Origin of the sequence: Parabacteroides faecalis (genome assembly GCF_022809355.1) — a bacterium.
In the GTDB taxonomy this organism is placed as follows: Bacteria; Bacteroidota; Bacteroidia; order Bacteroidales; family Tannerellaceae; genus Parabacteroides; species Parabacteroides faecalis.
In genome coordinates this window covers 1-12,942 of sequence record NZ_JAKZMM010000041.1, presented here as the reverse complement: position 1 = coordinate 12,942, position 12,942 = coordinate 1, and the positions used below count along the sequence as shown (strand labels likewise).

Genomic DNA, 12,942 nt, shown 5'->3' with positions numbered 1-12,942 from the left:
TATTTTCCTAACTCCTCCAAAACGGGGCAAAACCATATAATGGACGAATATAGGTAAAACCTACATATCTCCCTTTTATTCCAATAGTTTGCATTATTCCTGCGAAATCCATCCGTATGTGAGCGAGTTTTTATATCTTTGAGCCAACATAAAAAACAAAACAACTATGGTATTTAGATTCCTACTTTTATCAGATGAGGTGGACGACTTCAAACGGGAGATTCAGATTGATTCAGAAGCAACGTTTCTGGATTTACATAATGCCATCTTAGATTCAGTTGGCTACACCAAAGACCAAATGGCTTCTTTTTTCATTTGTGAGGATGACTGGAGCAAAAAGACCGAAGTTACCTTGGTAGAAATGGACACATCTTCAGATGTTGACAATTATATAATGGAAGATACGCATTTGGACGAATTGCTCGAAGAAGAACACCAGAAGCTTCTCTATGTATTCGACTATATGACCGAAAGAGCGTTCTTCATGGAACTGAGAGAAATCATTACCAACAAGAACTTACAGGAAGCTGTATGTACAAAATCGAGAGGTGAAGCACCGGTACAAATCATGCCGATTGATGAATTTGACAGCAAAATGAATTCTTCTACAGATATAGGAGAAGACTTCTACGGCGATTCAGAATACGACATGGATGAACTCGACAGAAATGGTTTTGAAGGTCTGGACGACAGCATGATGGATAATCCGTATGATGACGACAGATATTAATTCGTCAATGAACGCATTAATTGTTTTACTTGGACCGACAGGAGTCGGAAAGACAGAATTAAGTCTTCGGATAGCTGAATATTTCAATGCTCCGATCATTTCATCCGACTCCCGTCAGGTCTATAAAGATTTACCAATCGGTACGGCAGCCCCAACTGCTGTACAAATGGCACGCGTCAGGCATTATCTAGTCGGGATGCTCGAACTCACCGATTACTACAGTGCCAGTCAGTTTGAAAGTGACGTGATGTCTCTCCTTCAACAATTATATCAGACCAATCCGGTAGCAGTTATGACAGGCGGCAGCATGATGTATATTGATGCCGTCACCAAAGGGATTGATGATATTCCCACCGTTTTACCTGAAATACGGGAAGCCGTATGGCAGGATTATGAACAGAACGGCCTGGCTCCATTATTGGAAGAACTGAAAATGGCTGATCCGGTTCACTACGAGGAAGTAGACCGGAACAATTATAAACGGGTTATCCATGCCGTTGAGATTTGCCGGCAAACCGGACTTCCCTACTCTTCGTATCGTACCCGCCAGCATAAAGAACGACCGTTCCGGATTATCCAGATCGGATTGAAACGCGAGCGGGAAGAACTTTGCGAACGTATCAACCAACGAGTTGATCAGATGATGGCCGACGGCTTATTGGAAGAAGCACGCCGCGTATATCCGTTCCGCCATCTGAACTCGCTGAATACGGTTGGTTACAAAGAACTCTTCCACTACTTTGACGGCGAATGGCCTCTCGACTTTGCCATCGAGAAAATCAAACGTAACAGTCGGGTTTATGCCCGCAAGCAAATGACGTGGTTTAAACGGAATCCGGATATTGCCTGGTTTCATCCGGATCAGGAAACCGAAATCATGGCATACATAAAATCTCAATTGGAAGGAAAGTCTGCAAAACTTTTGTAGCCATACGACGATCTCAATGAGCCTCAGCGGAGTTTTTGTAGCCCTACAACGATCTCAATGAGCCTCAGCGGAGCTTTTGCAGCCATACGGCGATTCCAATGAGCCTCAGCGGAGTTTTTGTAGCCCTACAACGATCTCAATGAGCCTCAGCGGAGCTTTTGCAGCCATACGGCGATTCCAATGAGCCTCAGCGGAGCTTTTGCAGCCATACGACGATCTCAATGAGTCTCAGCGAAAATTTTGTAGCCATACGATAATACCCTTCACAAGCTTTTAACCCAATTGTAACAACCCGGAAACAGTTTTGTAGCACATTTGAAAATAAAGTGTTACACCAACACAATACTTTTGCGCCGTAAAATAAAATAAAGCAATGAGACTATTGGTTGTTACATTCGCATGCATCATCTTAGCAGCTACAGAAGCAGGCGCCTCGGTTTACAAAGGAAAAGTAAAAGACGCCAAGACAGGAGAAGAACTCATCGGAGCTACCATCTTTATTAAGGAATATCCCAACATCGGCTCCACGACCGGCTTAGACGGTTCTTTCATCATCGACAATGTGCCGGAAAACAAAAACATTACGATTGTATGTAGTTACATCAGTTATAAAACAAGTGAAAAGGTGGTCAAAGCCTCTTCCAATGAACTCATCTTATTCAATCTGGATTCAGATACGCAGGTACTGAAAGACGTAACAGTGATCGCCCATAATCCGGGAAGAACGGAAGCCGGAGCCCGCGGCATCGAGAAGCAAGCCATGAACGTAGTCAACGTCATGAGTGCCAAAGCCATCGAACTGTCGCCCGATATCACGGTAGCCAATGTTATCCAACGTATGTCGGGAGTAACGATCGAACGCAACAGCAGTGGTGAAGGACAGTATGCCATTCTGCGTGGTATGGACAAACGTTATAATTATACACTGATCAATGGTGTGAAGATTCCAAGTCCGGACAATAAGAACCGGTTTGTTCCACTGGATATCTTCCCTTCAGAAATGCTCGATCGGTTGGAAGTAACCAAATCATTAACAGCCAATATGGAAGGCGATGGCATTGGAGGTGCAGTCAATCTGATCATGAAAGATGCTCCTACCGAACGTCAGCTCACGGCCAATCTTTCTACAGGATATAATGCCATGTATTTCGGCCGCGATTTCCAGTCATTCAATTATGGTGCCATCCAGAAACAGTCTCCGTATGAAGCGATGGGAAAACCGGAAGACTACAAAGTAACCATGAACGACTTCACCACATCCAATCTGCACATGAAATGGAAGAAGCCAATGCCCGACATTACCGGAGGTTTCTCGTATGGCGACCGCTTCTTCGAGAATAAATTGGGTGTTATGCTGGCTGCCAGCTATCTGAATACCTACCGTGGTAAAGAAAGCCAGATTTATTATCAGCCGGGAACGACTCACAACGGTATCGAAGACCGTAACTACTCATCACAACAAACACGTATCGGTGCACACGCCAAATTCGACTATCATATCAATCCGAATCATAAACTGACCTGGTATAACGGATATATGGATATGCGGGAAGCCGAAGTACGCGACGGAGAAGATGAAAAGGAACGGGCCATCCGTATGAAATGGAACCGCCAGTACATTATCAATTCTACCCTGAAAGGTGAACATCTCTTCCTGGAAGACGGAGTCCTGAAACTGAACTGGTCGGCTGTAGTATCAAAGGCCTTCAGTGAAACACCCGATAATGCCGAGATCTATATGTTAGGTTCGCATATCCAGACTTCAGGCGCTGCGATCCGTCGCTGGGAGCACAACTCCGATAAAGATAAAGCCGGATACATCGATTTATCTTATAAGCTGAAGCTCGACAACGGTTCCGCATTCGATTTCTCTGCTGGAGGTATGTATCGCGATAAAAAGCGTGACAGCTTCTTCAATGAATACACATTCGATTCGGCTACCGGCTCTAAAGATCCACAATACATCAACCAGGATTGGTATAACTTCGACGAGATACAGTTTACTCCGCGTAAATATGGTAATATCGGAGACCCGTTGAACTATGATGCGACCGAAAGAATCGGTGCCGGATACGGTATGGCAAAATATACCTGGAACAAGTGGGAATTTATCGGAGGTGTCCGTGTGGAACATACCGATCAAGGTTATGTCCTGAAGTTTGCCCGCGATGTTGATCCGGAAGGTAACCAGAAATATACAGATGTGTTGCCCAGCTTCCATGCCAAATACAATGTGCATAAGAACGCCAACCTGCGTTTCTCGTATGCCCGCTCTATCAACCGTCCGAGTTTCTTCGAGATTGTTCCGTACAGCATCATTAACGAGGACTACAAGGAAAAAGGTAATCCGGACCTGAAACATACCGTAGCCGACAACATCGACCTGCGTTATGAGTTTTTCCCCAAATCATCCGAACAGTTCATGGTAGGCTTGTTCTATAAGAAACTCAATGACCCGATCGAATATGGTTTGCTGAACGAAGGTCAGGATACATACTACAAACCGATGAATTTCGGCGATGCTACTAATCTGGGTGTTGAAATCGACATTATGAAGTACTTCAACTGGTTCGGCGTGAAAGCCAATTATACTTACACGCACTCTGAAGTAACCACCGACAAACGAACCATGAATGGCTCGGAAGTAACCTCAGTCAAACAAAGCCGTCCGTTGTTCGGCCAGGCAGCTCATGTGGCGAATTTGTCACTCTTGTTCAAAGAGACCAAATACCAATGGGAAGGTCAGTTGGCTTTCAGTTACACCGGAAAACGGTTGAGCGATATTTCCAACTGGTATAACGACGATATCTGGGAAGCCGGCTATTCACAACTGGATGCATCGGTTGAGAAAAGCTTCAAGAATGGCATCAGTATCTTTGCCAAGGCTTCCAACCTGTTGGATATACCATTGCTCCGTTTCATCCAAAACGGACCGCATACAGACAGCGTCGAGTCTGAACGCCATGATGGAAACGTGATCGAACGGAAAGAATGGCACGGACAGTCGTTTATGCTTGGTATCAGATTCAAACTTTAAGAACGAAAGAAAATAATAACAACAATTAATTATCTACAATCATGAAATGGAATGCTTATTTGATTAGCGCTGCTATCGCTTCAATGACTTTAGTAGCTTGTAGTGAAGACGACCCAGTGAATCCGGACAACAATAACCCGGATACCGAAAATCCTGCAGATGAAACGGTAGAAGGTAATGTTTCTGGTGTATGGGAAGCTAACAGCGTGATAAAAGTCTCCGGACACATCGTCGTGCCTGAAGGCGAAAGTCTGACAATCGAAGAAGGTGTACAAGTAATCTTCGACGATGCTGGTGTAGGTGCCAATCATGCTCCGATCGAATTTACGGTTGACGGAAACTTATATTGCGAAGGTACAGCTGAAAATCCGGTTCGCCTGACAGTGGCTGAAGAAGACCGTACCGAAGCCAATACATTCGCCGGTTTATGGGGTGGTATCGTTGCATCCAATACGTGTGCTGAAATGTTGATTGATCATACGATCATCGAATATACAGGCGGACAAGTTATCGAAGGTTCTCCAGCTGCAACCAACGGTGTTTATACCGCAGGTGATGATGCTTATCCACAGATCACGACCAACAACATCAACGGAAAATATGTCATTACCAACTCTATCATCCGCAACGGTTGGTCTGATGGTATCTATCTGATGGGCGGACAAGCTATCATTGCCAACAACATCTTTGCAGCCAATGGATATGACGGAGCTGAAGCAGTCAATGTAAAAGCTGGTTGCCAGGTAGACGTTGCCAACAACATTATGTTCAGTCCGAATACAAATGGCTTGAAACTGTCAAGTTCTGGTCAGAGCGAAAATCGTGGCCAGGCTAAAATCCAGGCTTACAACAACACCATCATCAATGCCGGCTGGCGTCGTGACGGCGAAAAAGGTGGTTGTATCTACGTTGAGAAGAATGCGTTGGCCAATGTATTCAACAACCTGATCGTCAACTGTAAGTTCCGTGCCATGACTCCGAGCTTCAATATTCCGAATGATCCGGAAGAAGGATATGCAGATGCATCTGTAATTGATTACAACTTCTATGCTTCTGGCAGCCAGAAGAGTGACATCATCTTCGAAGAAGAAAGTGGTGTTGCGTATGCCTGGGCCGGTTATAACTACGAACACGAAGATTACAACCAGGGTGTAGTAGATGCAAACAGTGTGATCGCTACGGAAGATGATCTGAAAGATCCGCAGTTCGTTAACTTCGATATCAATCAGGTGGCTCTGACTAGTTACAGCTATGATTCAGCTTGGGATTTCCATGTCAACGCTGGCTCTCCGGTCTTGAGCGGAGCTTATGCAGGCAGTGATGCGTTTGCTACTCCTTTGTTCGGTAGCAACGGACTGAATGTAAATGGAAAGAGTTATACATCTCCAGCCGTTCAAGCTCAGTTCGGAGCTTTCGGTGCCAACTAATTAAACAGAAAACAAGATGAACAGAAGAACTTACTTACAAGCATTGACAGCTCTTTTCGCCACCACAGCCCTGGGAAGTTGTACCCAAGGGTCGGTGGACCGGAAGGAAGAAAAACTTTCAGACAAGGCTGATAAAGCCGCTACCCTATTACCCGGCAACGCTTCTTTTGATGTCCCGAATATCCCGGAAGACAATCTCAACTTCTATCTGGTGAGCGACTTGGGGCGAAACGGATATTACGAACAGAAGCCGATTGCCGAGCTGATGGGTAACCTGGCCGAGAAGATTGACCTGGAATTCATCGTAGCAGCCGGTGATACGCACCACTTCAACGGAGTGGCCAGCACGCAGGATCCGCTTTGGATGACCAACTATGAGTTGATCTACAGCCATCCGGAACTGATGCTCGACTGGTTTGCGATCAACGGAAATCACGAATACCGTGGCAATACCCAGGCTGTGCAGGATTACAGCAAGGTCAGCCGCCGCTGGATTGCTCCGGCACGTTATTACAGCAAAGTGTTCGAGGCTGGCGAAAACGAATCGTTAGAGATATTCTTCATCGATACACCGCCTCTTATCGAGAAATATCGGAAGAATACAGAGAAATATGCCGATGCCGGCAAACAGAGCATTGACGATCAGCTCAAGTGGCTGGAGAAAGCGCTGGCTGCGTCCAAAGCTAAATGGAAACTGGTTGTAGGTCATCATCCGATCTTTGCCGATACAAGCAAATCGGATACCGAGCGCAAGGATATGCAAGATCGTGTCAAACCGTTGCTCGAGAAGTATGGTGTCGATATGTACTTGTGCGGACACATCCATAATTTCCAGCACATCAAACGGGCCGACAGCCAGGTTGAATATCTTGTCAACAGTTCCGGCTCGTTGGCACGCAAAGTGAATCAAACCGAGGGCACACAATTCTGTAGTCCGGAAGCTGGTTTCACTCTCTTCTCGCTCAACGACAACGAACTGACCTTCTTCCTCTATAACAGTAAAGGAAAAATCCTCTATCAGCATAGCCTGAAGAAATAAATCTACCAGGCAAGGGGCGTAGCGAAAATAAACTCGTTACGCCCTTGTTGTTTGTACTTCTTTCTACTGACCACCCACTCCCATCCTAGCTTAATCTGTTCACCTGTCTTCCAATCGGAGATGCAAACACGCTGCTTTTTCTATCCGGCGAAAAGCAAGCCCGAAAAAAATTGTTACCTTTGCCGGCAAAACCAATAAAGAGATATGGAACCTTCAAAAGTTTATTTTACCAATCTGAGAACAACACCGTCTAGTAACTTGCTCGACAAGATGGAACGTGTTGTTAAGCGTGCCGGTATTGCAGGCATCGACTTTCAGAAACAGTTTGTAGCGATTAAAATTCATTTTGGCGAGCCGGGCAACCTGGCTTATATCCGTCCGAACTACGCCGCCCGCATGGCAAACATCATCCGTGAGCTGGGCGGAAAGCCATTCTTGACCGATTGTAATACCTTATATTCGGGCCGCCGCGCCAACGCTGTGGATCACTTGAAAAGCGCGATGGAAAACGGATTCAACCCGATTTCTGCCCAATGTGATGTCATCATCGCCGACGGACTGAAAGGTACTGAATGCCGCGAGATCGAAATCAACGGCGAATATTGCAAGGCACCTAAAATCGGTTCGGCCATTGCCGATGCCGACGTCATCATCACGATGAATCACTTCAAAGGACACGAACAGACGGGCTTTGGCGGCGCGTTGAAGAACCTGGGTATGGGTTGCGCCAGTGTAGCCGGCAAGCTGGAACTGCACGGAGCTTCTCAACCGAAAATAGACCGTGACCACTGCAAAGGCTGTAATATCTGCGTTAAACATTGCCGCCACGAAGCCATCCACCTCGACGAGAACCGCAAGGCTGTCATCGACTATAACAAGTGTGTGGGTTGCGGACAGTGTGTGGCTCTTTGCCAATACGACGGTGCTGTACTGGCTTCATGGGATACATCCGAGAACCTGAACTGCAAAATCGCAGAATACACCAAGGCCGTGTTGCTCGACAAACCGCACTTCCACATCAGCTTCATCATGAATGTATCACCGGAATGCGACTGCTGGAATCACAATGATGCAGCCATCGTACCTGATTTGGGTATTGCCGCTTCGTTCGATCCCGTAGCTCTCGACAAGGCTTGTGCCGACCTGGTCATCAATGCACCGACCTTGCAAACAGACAACTGCTTGTCGAAGAAACATCCGCACGAACATTTGGAAGGAGCCGACAAGTTCCACATCATCCATCCAGATACAAACTGGCAGGCAGGTCTGGAACATGCCGAGAAGATCGGTATCGGAACTCAGGAATATGAATTGATAACCGTATAATTAAACATCACTCCTATGACAAACGAAACCATCTGTGCCATCTCGACGGCTCCCGGTGTGGGAGGCATTGCCGTCATCCGTATCTCCGGAAAGGAAGCCATTTCGCTTTGCGACCGGATCTTTCAACCCCGGAAAGCAGGAAAATCGCTCGCACTGCAGCCGGCCTATTCGCTCACCTACGGAACCATTGTAGAAAAGGGTGAAGCTGTCGATGATGTCATGATGGCTTTGTTTCGTGCCCCACATTCATTCACCGGCGAAGACACGGTCGAAATCACGTGTCACGGTTCAGTATATATCCAGCAACGTATCTTGCAACTGCTGGTTGCTACGGGTTGCCGCCTGGCAAAGCCGGGAGAATTCACACAACGGGCATTCATGAACGGGAAAATGGACCTGAGTCAAGCCGAAGCCGTAGCCGATCTGATTGCCTCCACATCAGCTGGTCAGCACCGGCTCGCCCTGAGTCAGATGCGCGGCGGATTCAGTCAGGAATTAAAAGAGCTGCGTGCCAAACTCCTGCACATAACTTCACTGATGGAACTCGAACTTGATTTCGCTGATCACGAAGAGCTGGAATTTGCCGACCGGTCCGAGCTGAAAGAACTTGCCGTACAAATCGAGCAGGTCATTTCACACCTTGTCCATTCGTTCAAAGTGGGGAATGCCATCAAGAACGGTATTCCTGTCGCCATCATCGGTGAAACCAATGCCGGAAAGTCAACGCTGCTCAATGCCCTGCTGAACGAAGAAAAGGCCATTGTTAGCGACATTCACGGAACCACACGCGACGTGATTGAAGACACGATGTACATCCATGGACTACAATTCCGCTTTATCGACACCGCTGGTATCCGTGATACACACGACACCATCGAAAACCTGGGAATCGAACGCACCTTCCAGAAACTGGAACAGGCAGACATTGTTCTTTGGGTTATTGATTTATCGGAAGCTTCACAGCAAATCACCCAGTTATCCGGAAAGATCCTGCCATTATGCCAAGACAAGCAGCTCATTCTGGTACTCAACAAATCAGACATGGCAGAAAACATTCCGATTGATCTGTCAGGCTTCCCGAAGCAGACAAAGACCATCCCGATATCGGCCAAACAAAAGCAAGGAATCAATGAACTCCAGTCCATGCTTGTCGAATCGGCTCAAATTCCGGCACTCTCACAAAACGATGTTGTGGTCAGCAACGTGCGGCACTACGAAGCGCTCAGCCATGCATTGGATGCCATCCATCGCGTACAAGACGGATTAAACAACGATCTCTCGGGAGACTTTATCTCTCAAGATCTTCGAGAATGTATTTTCCATCTCTCCGACATCGTAGGTGATGTCACAACAGATGAAGTATTAGGGAATATATTCAAGCACTTTTGCATCGGCAAATAACTATCTGATTATCAATGAGTTAAATTGATTATAATCGATTGATATGGCGCTCTTTACGGGGCGCCTTTTTTGTTGCTCTACTGTCAATATTAGTCATTTATAAGCTTTGCACATCATCTTTTTGTACCGTTTTTGTACCACGAAGCAAAATTCCGGCATTTTACGCTGGACAGGTTGTGGAGAAAGTTGACTATGGTTTACTAAGATTTACGATAGTTGACACATAACGGGAGAAATAAAGCGAAATAAACATTTAAAATTTGAGTAATATGCCAGCAAGTAACACTAAAATTAAAAAGATTTGCGAATGGTGTGGAACACGATTCGAAGCACAAAAAATAAGTACAAAGTACTGCTCTCACAGGTGTGCAAATTTAGCTTACAAAAAAAGAGAAAGAGAGAAAAACATTAAGGCTACTGAAGAGAATACTCAAAATAGGATTGAGGAACTACCCATCATCACAATTAAGGATAAAGAGTTTCTATCTTTCTCAGAGGTTGGAATTCTTTTAGGTATTACCAGACAAGCAGTCTATAAGATGGTCTATAAAGGATACCTTCAAGCTTCAAAAATTAGCAGCAGATTATCTTTCGTCAAACGCTCTGATATAGATGAGATGTTAAAACGGCATCCTTATGAATTTAGAATGCCCAAGGACACTCTACCTATCAAAGAATTTTATACTACAGCCGAAATAATGAAAAAATTCAATGTAAGTGAATCATGGATTTTTGTTATGTCTAAGAAGAATAAAATTCCAAAGACATTCAACCGTGGTAAGACTTACTGGAGTAAAAAGCATGTTGATGCTTATTTTTCCTCGAAGGCTCCAGATGCAGACATTACAGAATGGTATAGTGTGCAAGAAGTACAGGACAAATTTCAAATGAGCCTTAACGCTATATACTCTTTTGTTTATAAAAATGCCATTCCGAAAAAGAAGGTTGGTATTACAGTATATTATTCAAAAAAGCACTTCGATATAGCAAAAGGAATACGTCAGGCTGAAGAGCCCAAATACTACACAGTTCAAGAAGCGATGGAAAAATTCAAAATAACAAGAGACCAGCTATACCATTATACCAAGTATCATCAAATTCCCAAGATTAAGAAGGGGAAATATACTCTTATATCCAAAGCTGAGCTCGATAATTTGTTCGAAGATCCTATCATTGAATAATCCCGGTATAAGTTATTTCCCGGTGTGAGTATTCACCAAGAAAACACCAGTTTAATTTGTACCGATAATAATAATTTATCAACCAAAAACATTAATCTTATGGCACTTACATGTACTAACGTAACATTGAGACAAAGAGTTATCAGTAACGGCAGAATTTCTCTCTATCTGGATTATTATCCGGCTATTCGCAATCCGTACACAATGAAAATGAGTCGCAGGGAATATCTTGGCATTTATATCTATGCCCGTCCTAAAAATGAGATTGAACGTGATTTCAACAATGAAATGCTGAGTAAGGCTGAAGCCATTCGTTGTATCAGAGTACAGGCAATCGTTAATGAGGAATTTGGATTTCTTGACAAGCACAAAATGAAAGCTGACTTCCTTGCCTATTTTCGTGAGAAAGCAAAACTGAAGTATCACAAATGGGACTGCGTTTACCAGCATTTTGAAAAGTTTGTAAACGGCTATTGCACTTTCGGTGATGTAACGGTAGAGCTTTGTCAGAAGTTCAGGCAGTATCTACTGAACTGTAAACAGATCCGTCACCCTAATATCAGCGTTTCGAGGAATTCGGCAGCTGGCTATTTTTCAACTTTCCGTGCATTACTGAAAATAGCTTATCAAGAGAAGATGCTACGTGAAAATCTGAATGACTTCATAGACAAGATTGAATGGAAAGAAGTCAAAAAGCAGTATCTCACATTAGCAGAAGTTAAGAAACTGGCCGCTACACCATGCAAGATTCCTATACTGAAACAAGCTTCATTATTCTCCTGTATGACCGGTCTTCGTATCAGCGATATTTTACAGCTTACATGGGATAATATTGAAGTCGGCCCTGACAATGGTTATTACATCAGAATTTGTACAGAAAAGACAGAGACGGAAGCCACTCTCCCCATCAGTAACGAAGCATTGGAACTATGTGGTATCCCTGGTTCTGGTCGTGTATTTAAAGGACTGACCAGAGCTATGACGAATCAGCCTCTCAAGCAATGGATTTCGGAAGCCGGAATCAAAAAACACATAACCTTCCATGTGGCAAGACATATTACTTTCTCTTACTCATTGAAAACAAGGGACTTACAAAGATTATCAGCTTGACAGGTAACGACTTGGAAACCAGCAGGCTTCTATATTCTGCTATGTTCTGCACTAATCATAAGAACGCTTTTCTCATTTGCAAAAGTAGTGTTTTTCTTCCTTATTGCCAAAGTTATTCCTCTGAAAAATAGAGTAAATCAAACATCTTGTCATTATTGTACATTTGTTGCACATCTTGCTGATGAAAATCAGTAGCACTGTCCTACTTTTAATTCAATGCCGTTTCCACATTGTATTTGAGCCTAATCGTTTGCGAATAGCCTGCCTGCACGCTTGTCTGTGTGCCGGCAGGCACGCAGGCAGACCGGTCGGCAGGCAAGCAGGATGGCTGGCAGGTCGGAGTGCGGGCAGGCTTGCAGGCTAGTGTGTGTATGTCCGCACGTGTTTGCATTCACGAGAACCCACACGCAGTCTGGCTTGCAAGCATTCATGCGGATATAACCACTCTCTTATGCCCTCTTATACCCTCATTTCCTTTCTTCTTTTGGGCAGCTTGGGCATCGGGAAACGATGCTTTGAAATCCGAAATAACAGCACTAATTCAAATCCGTTTGCTGACGGATTTCTTGTGCTCTCAAAAGCACAGCAAGGTGTCCTTCGAGTTACCCGAAGGCTTTTCGGTTACTGCCGAAAAGTGGCAGCAGCAAGGTATGAGGCTGTCTCAAAATAGAGTTGAGATGGCCTCTTTTGTTTCATCTCCAATTGAAGTCATTTGGATTTTCCTCAAAAAAGAAGCTTACAAACTTACTTTTGAAAATTTCAT

Annotated in this window: 11 protein-coding genes; 10 read left to right on the top strand and 1 reads right to left on the bottom strand. The window is 44.7% G+C overall.

Translation table 11 applies throughout. From position 1 onward, the window contains the following. Positions 1 to 166 precede the first annotated feature (166 nt). From MUN53_RS14005 to MUN53_RS13965, 9 genes are all read left to right on the top strand, one after another. Positions 167 to 730, top strand: coding sequence for an IS1096 element passenger TnpR family protein (locus MUN53_RS14005; RefSeq protein WP_022454962.1), 564 nt, complete (start codon positions 167 to 169; stop codon positions 728 to 730). Positions 731 to 737: 7 nt separating this feature from the next. After that, positions 738 to 1,658 (top strand): tRNA (adenosine(37)-N6)-dimethylallyltransferase MiaA, encoded by a 921-nt coding sequence (gene miaA / locus MUN53_RS14000; protein WP_243326094.1) that lies wholly within the window; start codon positions 738 to 740, stop codon positions 1,656 to 1,658. A 373-nt stretch (positions 1,659 to 2,031) separates the two neighbouring features. After that, positions 2,032 to 4,695, top strand: coding sequence for a TonB-dependent receptor (locus MUN53_RS13995; protein ID WP_243326092.1), 2,664 nt, complete (start codon positions 2,032 to 2,034; stop codon positions 4,693 to 4,695). 41 nt (positions 4,696 to 4,736) lie between these two features. After that, a complete protein-coding gene (locus MUN53_RS13990; RefSeq protein ID WP_243326091.1) occupies positions 4,737 to 6,122 on the top strand; it encodes a hypothetical protein in 1,386 nt (461 codons plus the stop codon). Positions 6,123 to 6,138: 16 nt separating this feature from the next. Then, positions 6,139 to 7,161 (top strand): metallophosphoesterase, encoded by a 1,023-nt coding sequence (locus MUN53_RS13985; protein ID WP_243326090.1) that lies wholly within the window; start codon positions 6,139 to 6,141, stop codon positions 7,159 to 7,161. A 204-nt stretch (positions 7,162 to 7,365) separates the two neighbouring features. Then, the gene (locus MUN53_RS13980) at positions 7,366 to 8,487 is read left to right on the top strand and encodes a DUF362 domain-containing protein (protein ID WP_243326089.1); all 1,122 of its coding nucleotides are present in this window, start codon (positions 7,366 to 7,368) and stop codon (positions 8,485 to 8,487) included. Positions 8,488 to 8,502: 15 nt separating this feature from the next. Further along, positions 8,503 to 9,888: a tRNA uridine-5-carboxymethylaminomethyl(34) synthesis GTPase MnmE gene (gene mnmE / locus MUN53_RS13975; protein WP_243326088.1), complete on the top strand. Its 1,386-nt coding sequence runs from the start codon at positions 8,503 to 8,505 to the stop codon at positions 9,886 to 9,888. 269 nt (positions 9,889 to 10,157) lie between these two features. Beyond that, entirely contained in the window at positions 10,158 to 11,069 is a 912-nt protein-coding gene (locus MUN53_RS13970; protein ID WP_117887530.1) for a helix-turn-helix domain-containing protein, read from the top strand. A gap of 99 nt (positions 11,070 to 11,168) precedes the next feature. Then, positions 11,169 to 12,179: a site-specific integrase gene (locus MUN53_RS13965; RefSeq protein ID WP_243326087.1), complete on the top strand. Its 1,011-nt coding sequence runs from the start codon at positions 11,169 to 11,171 to the stop codon at positions 12,177 to 12,179. A gap of 208 nt (positions 12,180 to 12,387) precedes the next feature. On the opposite strand, the gene MUN53_RS13960 is transcribed toward MUN53_RS13965, so the two are convergent. Beyond that, entirely contained in the window at positions 12,388 to 12,570 is a 183-nt protein-coding gene (locus MUN53_RS13960) for a hypothetical protein (RefSeq protein WP_243326086.1), read from the bottom strand. Between the two features lie 124 nt (positions 12,571 to 12,694). Between MUN53_RS13960 and MUN53_RS13955 the strand changes: the two genes are divergently transcribed. Then, positions 12,695 to 12,942: hypothetical protein (locus MUN53_RS13955; RefSeq protein ID WP_243326085.1), on the top strand; the 248-nt coding region annotated here is incomplete at its 3' end.

Coding starts and splice junctions, on each gene's coding strand:
- MUN53_RS14005 (WP_022454962.1), top strand. CDS start 167: ATGGTATTTAGATTCCTACTTTTATCAGATGAGGTGGACGACTTCAAA.
- miaA (WP_243326094.1), top strand. CDS start 738: ATGAACGCATTAATTGTTTTACTTGGACCGACAGGAGTCGGAAAGACA.
- MUN53_RS13995 (WP_243326092.1), top strand. CDS start 2,032: ATGAGACTATTGGTTGTTACATTCGCATGCATCATCTTAGCAGCTACA.
- MUN53_RS13990 (WP_243326091.1), top strand. CDS start 4,737: ATGAAATGGAATGCTTATTTGATTAGCGCTGCTATCGCTTCAATGACT.
- MUN53_RS13985 (WP_243326090.1), top strand. CDS start 6,139: ATGAACAGAAGAACTTACTTACAAGCATTGACAGCTCTTTTCGCCACC.
- MUN53_RS13980 (WP_243326089.1), top strand. CDS start 7,366: ATGGAACCTTCAAAAGTTTATTTTACCAATCTGAGAACAACACCGTCT.
- mnmE (WP_243326088.1), top strand. CDS start 8,503: ATGACAAACGAAACCATCTGTGCCATCTCGACGGCTCCCGGTGTGGGA.
- MUN53_RS13970 (WP_117887530.1), top strand. CDS start 10,158: ATGCCAGCAAGTAACACTAAAATTAAAAAGATTTGCGAATGGTGTGGA.
- MUN53_RS13965 (WP_243326087.1), top strand. CDS start 11,169: ATGGCACTTACATGTACTAACGTAACATTGAGACAAAGAGTTATCAGT.
- MUN53_RS13960 (WP_243326086.1), bottom strand. CDS start 12,570: ATGCAAACACGTGCGGACATACACACACTAGCCTGCAAGCCTGCCCGC.